Annotated in this window: 17 protein-coding genes; 7 read left to right on the top strand and 10 right to left on the bottom strand. The window is 59.9% G+C overall.

Features of this window, described 5'->3' with window-relative positions; genetic code table 11:
- Together HMPREF2822_RS10655 and HMPREF2822_RS10650 are read right to left on the bottom strand one after the other, a co-directional pair.
- Positions 1 to 534 carry a hypothetical protein gene (locus tag HMPREF2822_RS10655; protein WP_070524492.1) on the bottom strand — a complete coding sequence of 178 codons (534 nt, stop codon included), beginning with the start codon at positions 532 to 534 and terminating at the stop codon, positions 1 to 3.
- 21 nt (positions 535 to 555) lie between these two features.
- Positions 556 to 1,338, bottom strand: a complete 783-nt coding sequence (locus HMPREF2822_RS10650) for a hypothetical protein (protein WP_070524490.1) — start codon at positions 1,336 to 1,338, stop codon at positions 556 to 558.
- Between the two features lie 122 nt (positions 1,339 to 1,460).
- Between HMPREF2822_RS10650 and hflX the strand changes: the two genes are divergently transcribed.
- On the top strand, positions 1,461 to 2,939 hold the full coding sequence (hflX, locus tag HMPREF2822_RS10645; protein WP_070524488.1) for a GTPase HflX: 1,479 nt from the start codon (positions 1,461 to 1,463) through the stop codon (positions 2,937 to 2,939).
- 34 nt (positions 2,940 to 2,973) lie between these two features.
- A complete protein-coding gene (locus tag HMPREF2822_RS10640; protein ID WP_070524486.1) occupies positions 2,974 to 4,254 on the top strand; it encodes a uracil-xanthine permease family protein in 1,281 nt (426 codons plus the stop codon).
- A gap of 363 nt (positions 4,255 to 4,617) precedes the next feature.
- Here HMPREF2822_RS10640 and HMPREF2822_RS10635 read toward each other — a convergent pair whose 3' ends face one another.
- The 3 genes from HMPREF2822_RS10635 to HMPREF2822_RS10625 are packed head-to-tail and all read right to left on the bottom strand — an operon-like array spanning position 4,618 to position 8,036.
- A complete protein-coding gene (locus HMPREF2822_RS10635; protein ID WP_070524483.1) occupies positions 4,618 to 4,887 on the bottom strand; it encodes an HPr family phosphocarrier protein in 270 nt (89 codons plus the stop codon).
- Positions 4,888 to 4,945: 58 nt separating this feature from the next.
- Positions 4,946 to 7,042: a PTS fructose transporter subunit IIABC gene (locus HMPREF2822_RS10630; RefSeq protein ID WP_070524481.1), complete on the bottom strand. Its 2,097-nt coding sequence runs from the start codon at positions 7,040 to 7,042 to the stop codon at positions 4,946 to 4,948.
- A 22-nt stretch (positions 7,043 to 7,064) separates the two neighbouring features.
- Positions 7,065 to 8,036 (bottom strand): 1-phosphofructokinase family hexose kinase, encoded by a 972-nt coding sequence (locus tag HMPREF2822_RS10625; protein WP_070524479.1) that lies wholly within the window; start codon positions 8,034 to 8,036, stop codon positions 7,065 to 7,067.
- A gap of 237 nt (positions 8,037 to 8,273) precedes the next feature.
- On the opposite strand from HMPREF2822_RS10625, the gene ptsP reads away from it, so the two are divergent.
- Entirely contained in the window at positions 8,274 to 9,968 is a 1,695-nt protein-coding gene (gene ptsP / locus HMPREF2822_RS10620) for a phosphoenolpyruvate--protein phosphotransferase (protein ID WP_070524477.1), read from the top strand.
- 98 nt (positions 9,969 to 10,066) lie between these two features.
- Here ptsP and HMPREF2822_RS10615 read toward each other — a convergent pair whose 3' ends face one another.
- Both HMPREF2822_RS10615 and lexA read right to left on the bottom strand, forming a co-directional pair.
- Complete coding sequence (locus tag HMPREF2822_RS10615; protein ID WP_070524475.1) at positions 10,067 to 10,849, bottom strand: DeoR/GlpR family DNA-binding transcription regulator; 783 nt, start codon at positions 10,847 to 10,849, stop codon at positions 10,067 to 10,069.
- 366 nt (positions 10,850 to 11,215) lie between these two features.
- Positions 11,216 to 11,938 carry a transcriptional repressor LexA gene (gene lexA, locus HMPREF2822_RS10610; RefSeq protein WP_070524473.1) on the bottom strand — a complete coding sequence of 241 codons (723 nt, stop codon included), beginning with the start codon at positions 11,936 to 11,938 and terminating at the stop codon, positions 11,216 to 11,218.
- A 756-nt stretch (positions 11,939 to 12,694) separates the two neighbouring features.
- On the opposite strand from lexA, the gene nrdR reads away from it, so the two are divergent.
- The gene (gene nrdR / locus HMPREF2822_RS10605; RefSeq protein ID WP_010190258.1) at positions 12,695 to 13,153 is read left to right on the top strand and encodes a transcriptional regulator NrdR; all 459 of its coding nucleotides are present in this window, start codon (positions 12,695 to 12,697) and stop codon (positions 13,151 to 13,153) included.
- Here nrdR and hrpA read toward each other — a convergent pair.
- Positions 13,150 to 17,025, bottom strand: a complete 3,876-nt coding sequence (gene hrpA / locus HMPREF2822_RS10600; RefSeq protein ID WP_070524471.1) for an ATP-dependent RNA helicase HrpA — start codon at positions 17,023 to 17,025, stop codon at positions 13,150 to 13,152. The two genes, nrdR and hrpA, sit on opposite strands and share 4 nt — an antisense overlap.
- 108 nt (positions 17,026 to 17,133) lie before the next feature.
- On the opposite strand from hrpA, the gene HMPREF2822_RS10595 reads away from it, so the two are divergent.
- The gene (locus tag HMPREF2822_RS10595) at positions 17,134 to 18,201 is read left to right on the top strand and encodes an ABC transporter ATP-binding protein (RefSeq protein WP_070524469.1); all 1,068 of its coding nucleotides are present in this window, start codon (positions 17,134 to 17,136) and stop codon (positions 18,199 to 18,201) included.
- Positions 18,202 to 18,342: 141 nt separating this feature from the next.
- Here the strand turns inward: HMPREF2822_RS10595 and HMPREF2822_RS10590 are convergent, their stop codons facing one another.
- Complete coding sequence (locus HMPREF2822_RS10590) at positions 18,343 to 19,302, bottom strand: hydrogen peroxide-inducible genes activator (protein WP_070524467.1); 960 nt, start codon at positions 19,300 to 19,302, stop codon at positions 18,343 to 18,345.
- A gap of 173 nt (positions 19,303 to 19,475) precedes the next feature.
- Between HMPREF2822_RS10590 and HMPREF2822_RS10585 the strand changes: the two genes are divergently transcribed.
- Positions 19,476 to 20,069: a peroxiredoxin gene (locus tag HMPREF2822_RS10585; RefSeq protein WP_070524465.1), complete on the top strand. Its 594-nt coding sequence runs from the start codon at positions 19,476 to 19,478 to the stop codon at positions 20,067 to 20,069.
- Positions 20,070 to 20,112: 43 nt separating this feature from the next.
- A complete protein-coding gene (locus tag HMPREF2822_RS10580) occupies positions 20,113 to 20,646 on the top strand; it encodes an alkylhydroperoxidase, AhpD family (RefSeq protein ID WP_070524463.1) in 534 nt (177 codons plus the stop codon).
- A 110-nt stretch (positions 20,647 to 20,756) separates the two neighbouring features.
- Here the strand turns inward: HMPREF2822_RS10580 and HMPREF2822_RS10575 are convergent.
- Positions 20,757 to 21,452, bottom strand: a 696-nt coding sequence (locus tag HMPREF2822_RS10575) for a VIT1/CCC1 transporter family protein (protein WP_232755685.1), incomplete at its 5' end; no start/stop codon positions are given.

Below are 21,452 nucleotides of genomic sequence, written 5' to 3'. Positions count from 1 at the left end.
TTAGCGTCCGTCCTCCTTTTCGTAATTGGTTCCCAAGGCCAAGGCGGCGCGGCGGGCGGCGAGCCAGGCTTCTTTGAGCTCGGCGGCGCGCTCATCGGCTACCTTGAGCAGGGATTCAAGCTCACTTGTCTCGGCATTCGGCGAGTTTACTCGAGCGTCGAGGCGGCGTAAGAAGCGTTGCGCGCCATGCATCTCGTAGTGGAACGCTTCGATGGCGGGGTTGGCGCAGTCGGCGTCGACAAGCGCCGGGCGGTGCAACGTGCGGTCGGCGAGGGACTCTGCGTCGTCGCTCGTGGCAAACGTCGCGTAATCCTCAAGCACTCCCGTGATGTCCTCCACCGTGAGCGCAATAGAAGCCCGCAGTGCTGCATGTTCCGAGGCGTTGGGGCGGGCGTCGGCAAAGAGCCACAGCGCTGCGCACACAAACGCGGCGAGGATAACCCCCGGCAGCTTCAGCGTCAGAATCAACACCGCAGCGGTAACCACGGCGAGAAGCAGCGCGAGGCCGCGACGCTGAGATGCGGAAAAACTCATGTGAACTACTCTACGGAAGTTCTAGTGACCGCCGCAGCCGCCGGAGCCGCAGGCGCACCCGCCTTCGCCGCCACAGCCACCAGTGGGCAGCGCGATCGAGGCGGTCAGCATTGCCGAACCCGCAAGAACGGAATCCTTTACCGGGAGGTCTCCAAAGCTCTCGGGCAAGCAGAGATCGAAGGGGAATGCACCATCCATGACCAGATGAATGAAGCGTTCACCGGTGAGCTGGTTGTGGCGCCACTCGGATTCCATGACCCGTGCGGCAAAGGTGCAGCGCGGGGTGGGGGTTTCGGCGCCGGAACCAGCCGCGACAATGTCCGCACCCACGGACTCAAACGTGGCCGGGTAGCTTCCCTTCGCTGCTTCGTAGGCGTCTGTGCTGTCGAATGCGGAGACGTTGAGACCCATCGCAGTGAGCTCTACTTGCTGCCACTGCTGGGTGTCTTCGTCAGCGAGGAGCGGGCCCTGCGCCAGATTTGCCGTCGCCTGCGCGAGCACGTTGCCGAAAGGATCAATGATGTCCAGGAAAGCCAAGACATCATTAATCATCGACACGTGGGCGAAGCCCTGGGTAACGCCCTCGAAACCAATGAAGGTGGCGAAAGGCTCGACGGCAAGGATATTGAGTTGCGCGCCGGAAGGATCCGCGAACTGGATAAGTTGTCCCCCGCGAACCTCCCCGGTCACTGCCAGTTGATTGCTGGAAATGGCTGCCTCAACGGCGTCCTGCCAGCGCTCGTAGTTGAGGCCGATGGCCTGCATCTCTGGGTGGGAGGTTTCTTTCACGGTCATGCGCACCATTGTATCTGTCTCAGAGGGGACTCAAAAACCAGCGCTGATACGTCACCGTGCTGCGGAAGTCTGTGGGAACAGGAAGCGGAGATTCCCAGTTGAGAGGGACAACGTGCAAGAATAGGGGACATATGACAAAAGAAACCCATGATGATCTCCTCGCGCAGGCTTTTGGTGAGCCGGCGCCCAATTCACAGGAGCCAACTACCGGTGATCTCGACCTTGCGGAGCGCAACGCCTTCCGGCGAGTAAACCGTGAGACCACCATCCGCGCGGAAGACACCACCGATGGCTACGAGGTGGAGTATCGAAAGCTGCGCCTTGAGCAAGTGGTGCTCGTGGGAGTGTGGACCGAAGGTACCGTGGCCGAGGTTGAGGCCACGATGGCGGAGTTAGCCGCTCTGACGGAAACCGCGGGAGCCGAAGTCGTCGAAGCCTTGTACCAGAAGCGAGATAAACCGGATCCAGGCACCTATATCGGTTCGGGAAAAGTGAACGAGCTCAAGGACATCGTGGCTGCTACTGGCGCGGATACCGTGGTGTGCGATGGCGAGCTAACCCCCGGTCAGCTCTCTGCCCTGGAGCGTGCGCTCAACACCAAGGTCATTGACCGCACCATGCTCATCCTGGATATCTTTGCGCAGCACGCCAAGTCCAAGGAAGGCAAGGCCCAGGTCTCGCTCGCGCAGCTGGAATACCTCTATACCCATACCCGTGGTTGGGGTGGAAACCTCTCGCGCCAGGCGGGCGGCCGTGCTGGTTCCAACGGCGGTGTTGGTCTGCGCGGTCCCGGTGAGACCAAGATTGAGACGGACCGCCGCCGCATCCGCACGCAGATGGCCCTGCTTCGCAAGGAGCTTAAGGCGATGAAAACGGCACGTGAGATTAAGCGTTCGCGCCGTGCGTCATCGACGATCCCTCAGATCGCCATCGCCGGCTACACCAACGCTGGCAAGTCCTCCCTCATTAATGCAATGACGGGTGCCGGCGTGCTGGTGGAGGACGCGCTGTTCGCGACCTTGGATCCCACCACTCGCCGCGCCGAGCTTGCCGATGGCCGCCAGGTCGTCTTCACCGATACCGTTGGGTTCGTGCGCCATCTGCCCACGCAGTTGGTGGAAGCCTTCAAGTCCACCTTGGAGGAGGTCCTCGCAGCAGACCTGATGCTGCACGTGGTGGACGGGTCGGATCCCTTCCCGCTGAAGCAGATAGAGGCCGTTAACCAGGTCATTTATGACATCGTGAAGGAGACCGGTGAGGAGGCACCGCCGGAGATCGTCGTGATCAATAAGATTGACCAGGCCGATCCGCTGGTGTTGGCGGAACTGCGTCACGTCCTCGACCGCGACAACGTTGTGTATGTTTCCGCCAAGACGGGGGAGGGCATTGATGAGCTCACCACGCGCGTGGAGCTGTTCCTCAACTCTCAGGATGAACACGTGCGGCTTCTCGTGCCGTTTACCCGCGGGGACGTGATCGATCGCATCCACACCCAAGGCACCGTGCGCGGCGAGGACTACACGGGGGAGGGCACGCTTGTCGACGTCCGCCTGCCAGCCTCCGTCGCCGCCGAGCTCAAAGAATTTCGAGTTTCTGACCAAGACGCTTAGGTTTCGGTGCTCGCGTGAGCCATAATTAGGGCTCGTGAGTAATTTTGGCTGGGCCGTCCACGGGGACGGAAAGACGATTAAGCCGGGCGCGGTTGTCGCACCCGAAGAACGATTGAGCTGGGGCCGCACCATCGGCATCGGCATGCAGCACGTGGTGGCCATGTTCGGCGCGACGTTGCTCGTGCCCACCCTGACCGGATTCCCGGTCAACACGACGCTACTGTTTTCGGGTTTGGGAACGATACTGTTCCTCCTGATTACCCGCAACCGCCTGCCTTCTTACCTAGGTTCCTCCTTCGCGTTCATTGCGCCGTTGAGCGCCTCCCAGCAGTACGGCATTGGCGCGCAGGCAGGTTCCGTCCTCGTGACTGGCCTGGTCTTGGTGGCCATTGGTCTCGCGGTGAAGGCGGCGGGCCGAAAGGTCCTCGACGCTGTCATGCCGCCGGCCGTCACCGGTGCCATTGTTGCGCTGATCGGCCTCAACTTGGCTCCCAATGCGGCCACCAACTATTCGAGCCAGCCGCTGGTTGCCACGGTGACGCTGGCGGTCATCATCCTCGCCACTGTCGCTGGGCGGGGCATGGTTTCGCGTCTGTCGATTCTGATTGGTGTCGTCGTCGGCTGGGCTTTCGCGGCCGCCACAGGCAACCTCGGTGAGGGCGCGGTGGAGTCTATCCGCGAGGCGGCTTGGATTGGCTTCCCGCAGTTCCATGCGCCGGAGTTCCACGTTTCAGCCATCGCGGCAGCACTTCCGGTGTTGGTCGTTCTGATTGCTGAAAATGTCGGCCACGTTAAGGCGGTCTCTGAGATGACCAAGCGCGACCTCGATGATCTCGCTGGCGATGCTCTCATCGCGGACGGCCTGGCCACCTCCCTGGCCGGTGGTTTCGGTGGTTCCGGCACCACAACCTACGCGGAGAACATCGGAGTCATGGCCGCCACCCGTGTCTACTCGACGGCCGCCTATTGGGTGGCTGCTGTTACCGCTATCGCGCTGGCCTTCATCCCGAAGTTTGGCGCGCTTATCTTCACCATCCCCACCGGCGTGCTGGGCGGTGCTTGCATCGTCCTCTACGGCCTCATCGGCATGCTTGGCGTGCGTATCTGGATGGACAACAAGGTCAACTTCAACAACCCGGTGAACCTCACTGCGGCGGCAGTGGCGCTCATCGCGGGCATTGGCAACCTCACGCTCGACGTCTTCGGCGTGACCCTCGAAGGCATTGCCTGGGGCTCCGTCGGCATCATCGTGCTCTACCCAGTGATGAAGAAGCTTTACGGCACCATCGGTGAAGGCCGCGGCGCGAAGTACTAGAGGCGCTTCCGCCGACTAGCGAGGATAAGGGACCGGAGCAAAAGCACCATCTGGACGCGTATTTATGCAAAACCACAGGTGAATGTGTGCAGAAGTCTGCATAAGGTGCTTTTACTTCGGTCCCTCTGCGGTATGAGGCAGCGCATCCACATGGTTCTACTCACATGGTTCGGGTCAGAAGGTTTTCTTGGGGTCAAGTGAACCTTATAGGCACCTCTATATGGTTTCCTTGCCCCCAGCAAAACCGTTTGAGTAGAGCCCGATGACTAGAACCTTTTGCTAGACAACCAAGCAACGAAAAGCTCCCGCCACCCTCAGCGCAAGAGGGAAGCGGGAGCTGCCGTTCTATAAACGGGAAGTGCTTTAGGAAGCGTCGAGGTCCTGCTCGATGAGGCCGGCGATCTTCTCGACAGCCGCCTCGTTCTCGGAGGTCACGGTGACTTCGTCGCCCTGCTCGGCGCCGAGAGCCATGATCATGAGGGAGGAAGCAGCATCGGTCTCATCCTCGTCCTCATCGCCAACGAGGGCGAGGAAGATGTCCTCATCGAACTCAGCGGCAGCGTCTGCGATGATGGAAGCCGGACGTGCGTGCAGTCCGACGGAGGAACCAACCTTGACGGTCTTAGAAGCCATGATGATAATCCTTTCGAATTACGGTATTTCGTGCTTACAAGTGTACGCGGGTTAAGGGTTAGGCGGCAGCCTTGGCCATGTCGGCCTTTGCTGCAGCCTCTTCAGCAGCCTTGTTGGGCCAGAATCGCTTCATCGCGATGACCGCGATGGTGGACACGATGACGCCGGCAAGGATGGCCACGAAGTACGCCCACGCAGGTTCGATGGCGAAGATAACGAAGATTCCGCCGTGCGGGGCGCGAGACATGACGTCCAGGGACATCGACAGCGCACCAGTGACCGCGCCACCGAGCATCATCGAAGGGATGACACGCAGCGGGTCGGCGGCAGCGAACGGAATGGCGCCCTCGGAGACGAAAGACAGGCCCAGCAGCCACGCGGACTTACCATTCTCCTGCTCCGCAGGCGTGAACAGGTTCTTGCGCACAAAGGTCGCGATGGACAGTGCAATTGGCGGAACCATGCCGGAGGCCATGACGGCGGCCATGATCTTCATGGAGGCCTCGTCGCCCGTGGACAGGCCTGCGGTGGCGAAGAGGTAGGCAGCCTTGTTGACCGGGCCACCCAGGTCGGAGCACATCATCAGGCCGAGGATGATGCCCAGAAGGACAGCGGAGGAACCAGACATCGAGGACAGCCAGTTCTGCAGGCCCTCCATGATGGCGGCCAGCGGGGCGCCGAGAAGCAGGTACATGAGCAAGCCAGTGATCATCGTGGCGAGCAGCGGGATGATAACGACAGGCATGAGGGAGCCGATCCAACGCGGTACCTTCCACTTGCCAATCCACATCGCAACAAAGCCAGCAATGAGACCGGTGACAAGACCGCCGATGAAGCCAGCGCCGAGAGTCACGGCAATGGCACCACCCGCGAAGCCCGGCGCGATGCCTGGGCGGCCTGCCAGCGCGAAGGCGATGTAGCCGGAGAGCGCCGCGACGATGAATCCCATCGATGCTTGACCGATGGCGAAGAGCACGGCGCCGATGTACAGGGCGAACCCTGCCTTCTTGAAGGTCATCATTTCGCCGTCGACCATGACGTCATGGCTCGGCAAGTTGGTCAGCGAGTAGTCGGTGGTGATGGCCTGCCAACCGTTGGCCATGTCGTAGCCACCGAAGAGGAATCCCAGTGCCAGGAGGAGGCCGCCCGCGGCAACAAACGGAACCATGTAAGAAACGCCGGTCATGATGGCTTGCTGAATACGCTTGCCCCAGCCCAGACCCTGGCCATCTTCCTCAGCGCTAGAGGAGGACGCGCCGGCAGTTCCTGCCACCTTGTGCGCGTTGGGGTTCTTCGAGGCGGCGATGGCCTCATCGATCATCACGCCCGGTTCGTTGATGGCGCGCTTGACGCCAGATTCGATGACCGGCTTGCCGGCGAAGCGCTCACGGTCACGAACGCCCACGTCGGTAGCGAAAATCACGGCGTCGGCAGCCGCAATCGTGTCTGCCGAAACAGAGGTGTTGTTGGAGGACCCCTGGGTCTCCACGGTGAGCTCGACGTCGTCGCGTTCCTCGGCGGTTTGAGTGAGGGCATCGGCAGCCATGTACGTGTGAGCAATGCCGGTCGGGCATGCGGTGACGGCCACGATGCGCGTCTTCTTCGACTCTGCAGTCTTGCTCGAAGCAGGAGCCGCTGCCGCTGCACTCGCACCTGCAGTGGATGCTGATTCGGTAGCTGCAGCCTTCTTCTTCGGCTTTTCTGCGTTGACAACGTCGAGGACGAGGGAGACGATCTCTTCTTTGGTCTTCGCAGTTCGAAGGGCTTCCAGGAAGTCCTTCTTCACCAGCGCGCGAGCGAGCTTCGAGAGAATCTTCAGATGGGCCTTGCCGCCTCCTTCCGGAGCAGCGATGAGGAACACCAAGTGGGCGTCACCGTCGGGGCCGGAGAAGTCGACCCCGCGCGAGAGACGGGCGAAGGCCAGGGTGGGTTCAGACACGGCAGCAGAGCGGCAGTGCGGGATGGCAACGCCGCCGGGGACACCGGTGCCGGCTTTGGCTTCACGCGCGATGGCCGGGCCTGCCAGCTCGTCCACGGAGGTAGCGCGGCCGGTGTCGTGAACAAGCGAGGCCAGATTGGTAATGACTGATTCGATGCTGTCACCGAAGTCGGCGTCGAGCGCCACGAGGTCGGTGGTGATGAGTTGTGATGACATCGGTAGGTACTCCTCAGTACTGCTAAAGGCCGGTGACGGCCGAAACCGTCGTGTGTTCGATATCTAGTTCTTCGGGGGTTGGAATTTGGGTTCCCGGGAGTGCTGCGGCTGCTGAACCGTAGGCCACAGCCTGGCGCAGGGCCTCGGGGTACGAGGCGCCGGAGCGGCGGGCGAGGATATAGCCGGAGAGCGAAGAATCGCCGGCACCCACGGTGGAGCGCAGGGTAATCGGCGGGGGAGTAGCAGCCCATGCTTCATTGGCCGTGACCAGCACCGCGCCAGCGCCACCCAGGGTGACAAGAACCTCGGGGATGCCGCGCTTGACGACGACCCTCGCGGCCTCAACCACTCCGCTGAAGTCGCCGTCTTCGGCGGCGGCCTCAAGGGCCTGACCATCGACACCTGCAAGCTGGCCCAGCTCGAGGCCGTTTGGCTTGATGAGGTCGGGGCTGGTTACTTCGAGGTTGTCACCGAGAGCCACCATGGGCGCATCAGAGGTATCGACGGCTATGCGGAGGTCAGGGTTGGCTTCGCGGGCTACCCGGATGAGCTGCGTGTACCAGTCGGTGGGAACGCCTTGGGGGAGAGAACCTGCCATGACTAACCACTCGGCGTCGGCGCAGTGTTCTGCGAGTGCCTGTACAACGGCTTGCTGCACGTCCGCATCGAGCGTGGCGCCGGGGCCATTGAGCTTGGTCGTGCGGCCATTCGGCTCGGTCAGAGTGGTGTTGGTACGCACCGCGCTGTGAGTGGGCACGGCCTGCACGGGAATCGATGCGTCGGCCGCGAGGACCAGGAAAGGATCGGAGGCAACGGCGGGGAGCAGCGCCAGGCTGTCGACGTTGGCGAGCGTTACCGCGTGCGTAACGTTGACGCCTTTACCACCGGCAACGCTGGAGACGGATCCTGCGCGGTGAACAGCACCAGGTTCGAGTTCCTCGTTCAAGCGCACGGTGGCGTCGATGCTCGGGTTGGGGGTCAAAGTAAGGATCATCGTGGAGAATGTCCCCTTTCGCGGAGTGCGTATATTGGGGGCAAACGCGCCTCAGCGGCGTGAACAAGAGCTTCGGTGCGGATTGCCCGTTGTCAGCGTGAAATTAATGTTGCTTAATGTTGATTATTGCCCGTATGTGTCCGAATGTCAATGGAATCACTGTGGGTTTCGTTGCATTTTTGGCCGACTTGTGATGATCTGGAAAGAGAAAACATCGTCTCCGTAAGGAAATGTGTCATGGAAAACGCATCCCCATCCATCATTAAAGGCACCGGCGTCGTCGCTGGCGTTGCATACGCTGAGGCGGTGTGGGTCCGCCCACGCCCAGAACTGCCCACGGCTGGAGAAACCGTGGCGGAAGAGCAACGTGATGCCGAATACGATCGCTTCCTCGAAGCGGTAGATATGGTTGCTAGCCGGTTAGAACAGCGCGCAGCTGGGGCCGAAGGCCAAGCGGCTGAAGTTCTTGGCGCAACCGCCGGAATGGTCAAGGATCGAGGCTGGCACAAGGCAGTGCGCAAGGGTATTCGCGGCGGTAAGAACGCCGAGTATGCAGTTGTGGGGGCCACGGACAGGTTTGTCACCATGTTTGAGGCCGCCGGCGGCGTCATGGCTGAGCGCACGACGGACCTCAAGGACGTGCGCGATCGAGTGATTGCTCAGCTGCGCGGTGAGCAAGAGCCGGGCCTACCCATGGTCGAAGGAGAGGCTGTACTGCTGGCTGACGATCTAGCCCCGGCGGATACCGCAACCTTGGACACCACTCACATCAAGGCGCTCGTGACCGAGCTTGGCGGGCCAACCAGCCACACCGCAATTATTGCTCGCCAGCTTGATCTTCCCTGCATCGTGGCAGTGGGCGCTAAGCTGCGAACGATTGAGGCTGGCACCCAGCTCTTCGTCGATGGCTCCGTAGGATCGGTGTCCCTGGGTGCAGATCGTGCCTCCGCGCTGAAGGCCGTGGAGGAATACCGTGAGAAGGCGGCACGAGTTGCCCAGTGGCGGGGACCAGCCCAGACCAAGGATGGTCATCGCGTGCAGTTGCTGGCCAACGTTGCTGACGGAAACGCGGCCCGCATTGCCTCTGACTCGCAGGCAGAAGGCATCGGCCTATACCGCACGGAGCTGTCCTTCCTCTCTGCCAGCGAGGAACCGACCGTCGAGGAGCAAGCGCGCATCTACGGCAAGGTTTTCAACGCTTTCCCGGAGTCCAAGGTCGTTGTACGCACGCTCGACGCCGGTTCGGATAAGCCGATTTCCTATGCCACCTTGGACTCGGAAGAAAACCCCGCATTGGGCGTTCGTGGTTTGCGCATCGCCCGCGACAACGAGGCGCTGTTGACTCGTCAGCTCGACGCTATCGCCCAAGCCGCGGAAAAGCGCGGAGATGGGGCTACGACGTGGGTTATGGCGCCGATGGTGGCTACAGCAGTGGAAGCGAAATGGTTCGCTGGTCTGTGCCGCGAGCGCGGTTTGACTGCCGGTGCGATGATTGAGGTTCCCGCCGCAGCCTTGATGGCGGATACCATCATGCCGCACCTCGATTTCGTGTCCATTGGTACCAATGATCTGACGCAGTACACCATGGCCGCGGACCGTCTGTCGCCGCAGCTGGCCTACTTGACCGATCCGTGGCAGCCTGCTGTCCTTCGCCTGATTCAGCACACCTGCGTGGTGGGGCGCGATAACAACGTTCCGGTTGGCGTCTGTGGCGAAGCCGCAGCTGATCCCATGCTTGCCTGCGTGTTGACTGGCCTAGGTGTGACTTCGCTGTCGGCGGCGTCGACTGCGGTTGCTGGCGTCGGTGCGCAGCTGGCTGAGCTCAGCCTTGAGCAGTGCCAGAAGATGGCAGAGGCGGCTGTCAACGCCGAAAGCCCAGCGGACGCTCGTGCCGCAGTGATTGCGCTGCTGGAGGAATACCAGTCCGCTTAGAGCGCTGAATTGCACAGGAGGTGTGCGCCCTCATCATGCGGGGTGCACACCTCCTGAATTGATCTATGGGTGCTGAATTGATCTATTGGTGAAAGCGCCTACTTGTCCGCGGCGACAATCACCTCGATGCCGTGCTCGCGCAGAGCCTCAACGTAGGAATCGGGGGCGGCAGCGTCGGTAATGACGACATCAATCTCATCGAGTGATGCAAAGCTGACCAAGTAGTCGTTGCCCAACTTCGATGAATCACACAGCACGACAACGCGGTGTGCATTGGTGACGAATGCTGACTTGATAGCCGCCTCTTGCGAATCGGCCGTAGAGAGCCCGTGGTCAATGGTTAGAGCATTGGTTCCGATGAAGGCGACGTCAGCACGCATCAGGGCCATGGTGCGAAGCGCAGTGTCACCGACGACGGCCTGGGTAATCGCGCGCACGGTGCCTCCCAGCAGCTGGACGTCAGATACCCCGTTGCTGGCTAGTGAAAGAGCGATCGGGAGACTATTCGACACAATGCTGAATTGCCCGGCCGAGTAGCGCTGGCCTATGAGATCGGCAAGCGCATTCGTGGTGGTTCCGGCATCGAGAAAGATGCTTCCTCCGTCGGGAAGCTGCTCTAGTGCGGCGCGTGCGATTGCCATTTTGGCGCCCGTGGCCGAACGTTGGCGAGTATCAAGGGTGAATTCGGCGGTCTGGAAGGATTGGGAGGCGACTGCACCGCCATGAACTCGGTGCACAACTCCCTCTCGGTCCAAGACCGCGAGATCGCGGCGAATCGTCTCAGCGGTGACATCGAAGCGCTCGGAGAGCTCTGTGACATTGACTCGTCCTTCTACAGCGGTCAATGACGCAATTTGTCGGCGACGCTCTTCTGCGTACATGGTTCCTCCAAATGAAGTCTGCCTTGTGGTGGTCACTGCGCCCGCCGGTGAAGGAAAAGGGGCTGGGGCGTGTGAACGAAAAGAACAACGGATGTTGTGGCGATACTTCTATTGTCCCACTGAATGCGAACAAAACGGAACTAAACAAAGAAAAGCTCACATCGAATGCGTGCCTTAGTCACTAAAACCTATAGTTGTACTGCAAGTATCCGAATGTGTGATCTCGGACGCTAAAACGGTCGAAATCGGGCATGTACACACACAAGGGGGTAAAAAGAAACAATCCCCCAGTCCGGTTCGCCCGCACCGAGTGGGTGATTGGTGTGGAGCGGGGAAGGCCTGAGGGAGCGCTGAGGTGGATGGTTTCTAGAGTTTGCGGAATACGGATACTACCTTGCCCATGATTTCGGCTTCATCGCCCTTGATGGGTGAGTAGGCGTCGTTGTGGGGGAGGAGCCATACACCGGAGGAATCTCGGTGAAATTCCTTCACGGTCGCTTCTTCACCGTCCAAAAGTGCGGCTACGAACTCGCCTTCTTCTGCAACAGACTGCGAGCGAATAATAACCCAATCCCCGTTGAGGATTCCCGCATCCTGCATTGAATCTCCCACGACTTGCAGCATGTATAGTTCGCCGCTGCCTAGGATTTCACCCGGCATGGGGAAGTAGGCGTCGATGTTCTCCTCGGCGGTGATGGGGGAACCAGCAGCAATGCGGCCCACAACAGGAATGTAGTTTGGGGTGGCGGCGTCTTCGGGTGCGTCAGGGGTGGAGGTTCCCGATGATGCGATTGCCTGCCCGGTCTTTCGTCCGGGCTTTTTGGGGTCGTCGGCGCCGGGGAAATGGCGCACATCAACAGCTCGTGGCTTGTTTGGATCGCGGCGAAGGAAGCCCTTCTCTTCCAGCTGCTTTAACTGATAGGCCACGGACGAGGTGGACTGGAGGCCTGTTGCGTCACCGATTTCGCGGATGCTTGGCGGATAGCCGCGCAACATGACGGCGTCATGGATTACTTCCAAGATGCGGCGTTGGCGAGGGGAAAGTGAATCGAGGGAAGGGTGGTCGCTTCGCTTTGGATTGCGGGCCATTCTTGCTCCTAGGAACTGTCGGGGTGTGCAGAGATGATGTGCGCGGCTTTGGTGTGCCGGACATAAGTGGGAGTGGGCTGCTGGTGATACTTCCGCTTCCCTTTTTAGCACGGAAAGAAAAAATGTTCGACTAACGCCGCCCGAGTGTGGACAAATTTTCGAAGGCCTGCTATAAATCGAACATACACACCAAATCGAACGGTTGATCGAAGGTGATGTTCGAAAATGTCGGGCTTTGTTCGTACACTTCGGGCATTGTCTCATTGAATAAGGAAGACCTAGAAAGGAACCGTCATGGCTATCGCATTAAACAATGCCTCTGTACTGCGCGGGGTGGCCCTCGAGAAGTCTAGTAATCGGGCTGTGCTAGTGCCGCCAGCGGCGGTCTGGGATCCCGCTCAGTCTCGGTCGCTCACGTCTGATGCCCCGCGCAACCTTCCGTATGGGCCGTCTCGTGTTCGAACTCTTGCCGTAAACGATAGAACACAGTGCCGTCCGGAAAATCCGGTGAATTCCCAGGTTTCGGCCGCCGGAGCAACATCGGGCAGCCGTCGTAGTCGGTCGAACGTAGGTAACTATGTGCTCGGAGCAGTCTTTGGCGCCGCGGTATTCATCGGCACAGTATGGGGTGGCCTCAGTATCGATAGTGAGGTTGACAGTGCGAGCACCTCTTCGTCCACGACGGTCGTGTCTTCGCGCTAGAATTCCTTGGGCCAGCAGCATGTGCGCATTGGTCGAAAGGAAGGATACGGCACTGTGTATTGCCCGTTCTGTCACAACGAACAATCACGCGTTATTGACTCGCGCGTGATCGACAGTGGAACCTCGATCCGGCGGCGTCGCGAATGCGCCGCGTGCAAAGGTCGCTTCACCACCATCGAGAAAGCAGTCTTGTCAGTAGTCAAGCGAAATGGCTTGGCTGAGCCTTTCAGTCGCGACAAGCTGATCCGAGGCGTCAAACGTGCATGTCAGGGGCGCGACGTTAGCGATGATGCTTTGAAGAAGCTCGCTCAAGAAGTTGAAGAGACCGTGCGCAGTCACGGCTCCTCGCAAGTAAACGCCAATGACATCGGCCTTGCCATCCTGGAACCTCTGCGAGATCTCGATGAAGTGGCCTACCTGCGCTTTGCGTCCGTGTATAAGTCTTTTGAAAGCGCCGACGACTTCGAATCAGAAATCCGCCTCATGCGTCGGCGCGACCGCGATAGCTTTTAGCGTAATTTATCCACTGCCTTTTGGATTCTCCTCAAAGACACCGCGTGGGCAGTGCCCAGGCGTTGTGCGAAGAGCGATACGCGCAGTTCCTCAATCATCCAGTAGATGTCTTTAACCTCACGCGTCTTTTCACGGCCAGGAGGCAGGGAACGCAACCGATTGGCCACATAGGCTTTGGCCTCGTCGACGTCTGCCTGCCGGTCAGCATCGCGGTCCGGGTCCACGTTCATTTCCTCAAGCCTGATGCGCGCGGCCTGGATATAGCGCGGTAGATGGCGCAGATGTTGGATCCCGTGGACGGTGATGGCGTGCGCGGGCAACAGGAAATTGAGCTGGGCCCGAATATCATCGATGGCCGGCCCCTCCCAGTGCTTCAGCTCAGCATTCAGATTGGAATACTCTGCCAGGCCCGGCGCAATTGCAACGACTGCCTGGCGCACTCTGCCCGGGACCTCCGGTTTGACCGCGTTGAGCAATGCATTGAAGTCACCGGGGGTGCGCACGGGGCCGCCCTTTTCCATCATGATGTCGCGTACTGCGGCTACCCGGGCATCGCTGACAAGTCCTTCCGCCCCGCCGTGGGGGTAGGAGTCGACGGCTACCCGCTGCTGTAGAGGAAGCCCTTTGACCATCTGCTGCGTATTCACCGTAATTTCTCGGAGCAGCAAGGTTAGGGTGGTGGTGATCATGGAGGCGTCGGCAGCCGCCTTGGTGGGATGGACCTTGAGCGCCACGCCGTCCTTGGTCGCTACGAGCGCGGGGTAGGCGGTGACCTCATGCCCATCGACGACGGTTACCACTTCCTCATCGATGGCGCCGAGCGTATCCTCCGTCCATTCCTTGACCGCAGTGGATTCGGCGGCGCGGCCAACGCGTGAGACCGAGGAGGAAATGTGGCCGGCTTGGCGTTGGACCAGAGCCTGCAAGTTGCGGTCTGAGTCGATGACCTTGCCCCGCTTGTCCACTGCGGCATAGTTCATGCGCAGATGCGGAGGGAGCTGGTCGGGGCGGAAATCGCCGGCGTTGATGCCTTGGCCGCCCATCTCTTGCAAAATCGCAGCGAGTTGCTCGGTGAGTGTGCCCTCATAGGGCAAGAGCTTGGGCAGTGCGCGTTCAGCGAACTCGGGTGCCGGAACCACGGTGCGTCGAAGCGCCTTCGGCAGCGAGCGAATAAGCTCTGTTATGAGCTCTAGGCGCAGGCCCGGTACCAGCCAATCGAAGCCTTCTGTGTCCAACCCCGCGAGGAGCGGGACGGGAACCATGAGCGTGACACCGTCGAGTGGATCGCCCGGCTCGAACTTGTAGGACAAGTCGTAGTCGATGCTTCCCTTCAACCAGCGGTCGGGGAAGGCATCCTCGGTGACATCGTGGTCCTCCTCAAGGAGCGCTTCTGGGTCGAAGTCCAAGGAATGCTTGTTCTTCTGCTTTTTCCACCAGGAATCGAAATGCCGAGCGGTGGTGACAGACGCAGGGATTCGCTGATCGTAGAAATCGAAGAGACTGTCTTCGTCCACGACGAGTCCGCGCCGGCGGGCCTTCTCCTCATATTCGGAGGCCTCGGCGAGTTTGCGCTTGTTGTCGTGGAAGAAGTGGTGGTGGGTGGTCCAGTCGCCGTCGACTAGCGCGTTACGGATGAACATATCGCGCGCTGCCTCAGGATCCACGCGGTGATAGGGCACGGTCCGGTCGGCGACAACAGTGACGCCATAAAGCGTCGAGCGTTGGGTGACGACCGCAGAGCCGCGCTTTCGCGACCACGTCGGGTCAGAATAGTTGTGCTTCAGCAAATCCTTCGCCAGCTTTTCAACCCATGCTGGGTCGATGGCAGCAACGTCGCGCGCCCACAGGCGCGACGTTTCCACCAACTCAGCCGCCATGACGAACTCGGGCGGTTTCTTTGCCAGTGCCGATCCGGGGAAGACGAGGAAGCGGGTATTGCGTGCACCAATGAACTCCTTAGAGTTGCCATCACGCGCGCCGATATTAGACAACAGTCCAGAAAGCAAGGCCATATGGATGTCATCGGGGCGACGCTCTGTGCTTTCCTGGGCTTTCCACCCGAGCTGCTTGGCGACGTCCCGCAGCTGCCGCACCAGATCGAACCACTCGCGGATGCGCATATAGTGCAGGAAGTCGGCCTTCATCCGTTTGCGGAAAGCATTGCCGCTCATCTCATCGCGAGCTTCCTGGACAAAGTCCCACAGGTTGAGCATGGCCACAAAGTCGGAGGTTTTATCCTTGAAGCGGGCATGTGCCTGGTCGGCTTGAGCTTGCTTGTCGCTGGGCCGCTCGCGCACATCTTGAATCGTCATGGCAGCAACGATGACCATGACGTCGTGGAGACAACCGGAAGTCTTGGCCTCGACCAGCATGCGGGCCATGCGTGGATCTACGGGGATGCGGGCAAGATCGCGTCCTATTCGGGTCAGGACAGGTAGTCCGTCTTTTTCTTTGCCCTCGAGGGCGCCCAGTTCGTGCAGAAGAAGTAGGCCGTCTCGTACGGCCTTCGGCTCAGGGGGTTGGACAAAGGGGAAGTCAGCAATGTCCCCAAGGCGCAGCGAAATCATCTGTAGGATGACGCTGGCCAGGTTGGTGCGCAGAATCTCGGGATCCGTAAACTCCGGGCGGGATAGGAAATCCTGCTCGCTGTACAGGCGGATGGCGATGCCATCCGCAACGCGGCCACAGCGGCCCGAGCGCTGGTTGGCGCTTGCTTGGGAGATCGGCTCGATGGGGAGGCGCTGCACCTTGGTGCGCGTGGAATAGCGCGATATACGCGCCGTTCCCGTATCCACGACGTAGCGAATGCCGGGCACCGTCAATGAGGTCTCAGCAATGTTGGTGGAGAGCACGATGCGCCGTCCGCGGTGCGAGCGGAAAACGCGATGTTGTTCCTGGTTGGACAGGCGTCCGAAGAGCGGAGTGACCTCCACGTTGCGCCAGTGGCGCCCCTCGATGGCCTCCATGGCGTCGCGGATATCGCGCTCTCCGGGGAAGAAGCACAGAATATCTCCTTCGCCTTCGGCCATGAGCTCCTCGATGGCTTCGCAGAGGGCGTCGAGAGGATCGAGGTCGATGGTCTTGCCGCCCGATTCGACCTCGAGCGGGCGGTAGCGGATCTCCACGGGGTAGGTGCGCCCGGAGACCTCGATGATGGGGGCAGGTTTGCCCCCAGCGTCCGCGAAGTGTTCGGCGAAGCGCTCGGGATCAATCGTTGCTGAGGTGATGATGACCTTCAGATCCGGACGCTTGGGAAGCAGCCGCTTGAGGTAGCCCAAGAGGAAGTCGATGTTGAGTGAGCGCTCGTGTGCCTCATCGATAATGATCGTGTCGTAGGCATTGAGGAAACGGTCGCGCTGCATCTCTGCCAGCAGGATGCCGTCGGTCATGAGCTTCACGGCGGTGGTGGAGGAGACTTTGTCATCGAAGCGAATGGCATAGCCGACTGTGTCCCCGATGGACTGATCAAGTTCTTCTGCAATGCGCTCGGCGACGGTACGCGCTGCTAGTCGCCGCGGCTGGGTATGGCCAATGAGCCCCCGCCGGCCGCGGCCGAGTTCCAGGCAGATTTTTGGAATCTGTGTGGTCTTTCCCGAACCGGTTTCACCAGCGATGATGACTACCTGATTCTTTTCGATCGCCTCGGCGATATCGTCGCGGCGTCCGGTGACGGGAAGCTCCTCGGGGTAGGTAATCGGCGGCACGTTGGCATCGATGGTGCTCACCTTGTCTTGGGCGGCTGTGATATCGGCCTGGATCGCAGCCAGGGCCTTGGGAGAACGAGCCTTGCGCAGGCGGCGACGGAATGCGCGCTCATCACTCAAAGAAACTGTTGTGAGAGCGCCGTAAAGATCTTCGCGAGTAGCAGTCATAGTTGACCTAAAAGTCTACTCGGAAGGCTAGTCGCTCACAGGTCCAGGTAGAGAAATTGGTACCCTCGTGGTGACTGTGTGAACAATGATTAAAGAAGGGCACAATCAATGACTAATCCTTTTGGTTCGAATCCGGAGGACAACGGCTCCAACGGAGGGTTCGGAAGCAACCCGCAGAACGGCCCCAGTAATTCCTCCGGGAACACTGGTGGACTTCCAAAGTATGAACCCACCAGCCACCCAGAAGACCAGGCTGGTTTCGGTCAATCCGGCAACTATGGCAACTATGGCGGCGGAGCTTACGGCTCTCAGTCCTATGGTGGGTACGATGCTGGCCAGCCGGGTTATGCCGGTGCGAGCTATGGGAATAGCTCCGGTCAAGAGGGCCTCGGCCCAGGTGCCGGTCCGGCCTATACGGGTCCAGTCAGCGCTATCGAAGCGATCAAATGGGGATTCAAGGCCGCGCTCGGCAACGCACTTTTGTGGGTGTTGGGAGCCGTCGTCGTGCTTGCTATTCAGTTTGTCCCACAAGTTGGAATCAGCGTTGGTGCGCAGAGTGCCGATGGGGCGGAGACCTCCGTCATGTTGGACCTCTTCTCCTTCGCGGTGTCTATCCTGTCCTTTGTCATTTCTCTGGTTGTTTATCGTTTGGCCTACCGTGAAATCGATAAGCCGAGCCCCACATGGGGAACCCTGTTCCAGGGAGTTCGCTGGGTGCCGCCGCTGGTAGTGAATCTTGTCTTGGGCATTCTCGCAGCGATTGCCCTGGTGATCGTCATCGTCGTCCTGTTTATGGTGGTCCTCGGCGGTGTGGAAGGTACGGACCTCCAGAACCCAGAGCAGCTCAGCCAGAGCGATGTTTTCGCGCTCGTTGGCTCCATCTTTGGTGGGCTCCTTGTAGTGATGTTGATTGCGCTGTTTATTCAGCCCTTCTTTACCCTCATGCCCTGGTTGGCAGCCGATACTTCCTCGATCGGCGAGGCTTTCTCCCAGGGACTCAAGCTGGGCAAGGAAAACTACAGCCACCTTTTGCTGTTTATTGTCCTGTCTGGCCTCTTGGGTTTCGCGTCCCTTATTACCTTGGGCTTGGCTCTGATTATTATCGCGCCGGCCCTTCAGCTGGCGACAGCGCACCTGTGCCGCCAGTGCCAGGGTCGTTATGCTCCCGCAGCTTAAGGTCTAAACCAGACCTATAACGCAACGCCGCCTAAGCTTTCCGCTTGTTTAGCCACCGCCTACCGAGGCGGGCCGGGCTACAAGAGGTAAGCCAAGGGCGGCGTTGTAGTTTTTAATGCCATCAGAGTTGGGGGGCTCGAATTACGAGGTCGGGAAGAGGGCTCGGGAGCGTTCCGCAGCGTCCTGGAAGGCGGCGGTGACCAAAGAGCCAAAGGCGCGAAATTCATCAGCGCGGGCAGCAGACGATCGGAAAACGAGTCCAACCGGGCGCTCCGCTGTTACCGTGGGGGCGAAACGGGCGACCGCAAGCTGCGGGTTTTGGCATTCCGTTGCGAGCGCTGATTCAGGGACAAGGGTAGTGCCTAGATTTCCCATGACGAGCTGCAGGATAGTGGTCAGCGACGATGCTCGGGTGACGGCATTGGTGGCTTCGGAGGGGTTTACCTTGGCGCGACGGCATAGGTCGAGGACTTGGTCGCGGAGGCAGTGGCCGTCGTCAAGCAGCAAAAGGTCAAGGTCTGCAAGCTCTTCGAGTGTGAGATCCTCGCGCCCCGCGAGCGGGTGTCCTGCCGGTGTTACGACGGTAAAGGATTCGCTATAGAGAGGAGTCTCGACCATCCCGGTGGCCTCGGTGGGCAGTGCGGCCACAGCGAGGTCTAAGCTGCCCTCGCGCAGCTTGTCTAACAGGTGTTGAGTCTGTTCCTCGACGAAGCGTGGTTCTAGATCGGGGTAGGTTTCGCTGATGGATTTCAGCAGCCCCGGCAAAATATAGGGCGCGATGGTGGGGATGATTCCGATGGTGAGGGGGCCAGTTAACGTACCGCTTGCACCGTGGGCTTGGCTGAGGAAGGCATCGGACGCTTCGAGCGTTGCCTTGGCGTAGGGGAGGAGCGCCTCGCCGGTGGACGTCACGATGACTTTGCGGGTAGAGCGCTCGATGAGCTGGACTCCCAAGCCTTGTTCGAGGGCGACGAGTGCTTGGGAGAGCGAAGGCTGGGAGATATCGAGTTTGGCGGCCGCGGAGCCAAAGTGTTTGTTCTCCGCAATCGTGACGAAGGTGCGCAACTGGGCGAGGGTTGGGCGATACTCCTTATTGTTCATGCCTATAACTCTAACATCTCTAATTCGTCGGGCCTATTGACGTGCGAGGGGGTTCGTGGCATACTTAACAAGCGAGCGGCTGCGTACCAGCTAAAAGGTAGAATGGTGTGCGGTCGTAGAGATTTACATCACTTTTGTGCATTGTTGTGACTATTGAAGGAGTTGAATCTTCTATGCCTATCTTGACCGTTGGTGAGAAGTTCCCAGAGTTCGAACTGACTGCGCTGAAGGGCGGCGACCTCCACGACGTCAACGCTAACCAGCCGGAGGATTACTTCGAGCAGGTGTCTTTGGACAAGTACCAGGGGATGTGGAAGGTTGTATTCTTCTACCCGAAGGACTTCACCTTTGTGTGCCCGACTGAGATCGCAGCCTTCGGCAAGCTGGATGAGGAATTCCAGGACCGCGATACCCAGATCCTCGGCGGCTCCACCGACAATGAGTTTGCGCACTTCAACTGGCGTGCAACCCACCCGGAGCTGAAGGAAGTCCCGTTCCCGATGTTCTCTGATATTCGCCACGACCTCATCCGCGCCCTCGGTGTGGAGAATGCCGACGGTGTTGCTGACCGCGCGACCTTCATCATTGACCCGGACGGTGTTATCCAGTTCGTGTCCGTGACCCCGGACGCTGTGGGCCGCAACGTTGATGAGGTTCTGCGCGTGCTCGATGCGCTGCAGTCCGAAGAGGTTTGTGCCTGCAACTGGGAGGCTAATGACCCGACGAAGAACATTGACAAGCTCGAGGTCGTTCAGTCCGCACTGTAAGACAACGCTAAGCACAACCGTCCAACCATAAAGGAGTTACTCAGTGTCCATCGACAACCTGAAGTCCGCACTTCCGGCGTATGCCAAGGATCAGAAGCTCAACATCGGTACGCTGACGCGTACGACCGAGCTGAATGAGGAGCAGCTGTGGGGCAGCTTGGTCGCTGCTGCGGCCGCCACCCGTAATGATCTGGTCCTGAAGGAGATTCTTGAGGAAGCCCGCGAGCACCTCAGTGAAGAGGCAGTTGACGCAGCTCTCGGCTCCGCCACGGTGATGGCTATGAACAACGTGGCCTACCGCGCAAAGAGCTGGTTGGGCGATGATTTCGCTCAGGTCAAGTTTGGTCTGCGCATGAACATCATTGCTAAGCCTGGCGTAGACAAGGCAACGTTTGAGCTGTGGAGCACCGTTGTCTCCGCTATCAACGGCTGCGAGCACTGCTTGACTGCACACGCCAATACTCTGTTGGAGGAGGGCGTGACCAAGGAGCAGATTTGGGAAGGCGTCAAGGTCGCAGGCGTTGTTCAGGCTGTGGCGCAGGCGCTGCAGGCTGAGGCTGTGCGCTCCGCTGAGTAGATAAACAGCATGCCTTCTTAGGCGCACGATAGAGAAGTCCCACTCCCGTGATTATGTACAGGGGAGTGGGACTTTTTGTGCCTCAAAGGGCTGGGGAGGTTTGCGGCCTTCTAGCGGATGACCCCGCCGAAGGCAACGCCGATGCCATAGGTAATGGCTAGCCCGAGCGCGCCACCAATGACGAGGCGGAAGACGGAACGTGCGGCATTTGTACCGGCGAGGCGAGCAGACACGTAGCCCGTAATCGCCAGGGCAATGAGAGTGATCACGGCGACGACTGCTGCGGCCATGCTCATCGGGGCTATAAAGATTGACAGGAGGGGTAGCGCTGCACCGGCAAGGAAAGATACTGCCGACCAGAAAGCGGCGTGCCAAGGGTTCGTCAGGTCCTCACCATCGATGCCCATCTCCAGCCTCAGGTGTGCCTCCAAGAGCCTATCTTTGGCGGCGATCTCATGTGCGGCGGTGTCTGCGGTAGCGGTGTTCATGCCGTAGTCAGCCAACATGGATACGAGTTCGGCGTGTTCTTGTTCAGGAAGCTCCGCCAGTTCGCGAGTCTCCTTGGCTATCATCATCCGTTCGGAGTCACGCTGCGCTGACACCGAGACGTATTCTCCCAGCGCCATCGACGCGGCTCCCGATACGGTTGCGGCCAAGCCGGCGGTGAGGATGGCGCTTGCCGACGCCCCCGACCCCACGACGCCGAGCAGAAGTGCAGCGACGGAGACGATGCCGTCATTGGCGCCGAGAACTCCCGCCCGAAGGGAATTTAACCGGCTCTTCCGGTTTCGGGGTGCGTAGCGGGG

It is taken from the genome of Corynebacterium sp. HMSC062E11, assembly GCF_001811845.1.
GTDB classification, from domain to species: Bacteria; Actinomycetota; Actinomycetes; order Mycobacteriales; family Mycobacteriaceae; genus Corynebacterium; species Corynebacterium hesseae.
The sequence above is the reverse complement of the archived record's forward strand: the minus strand, read 5'-3'. Positions and strand labels throughout refer to the sequence as shown.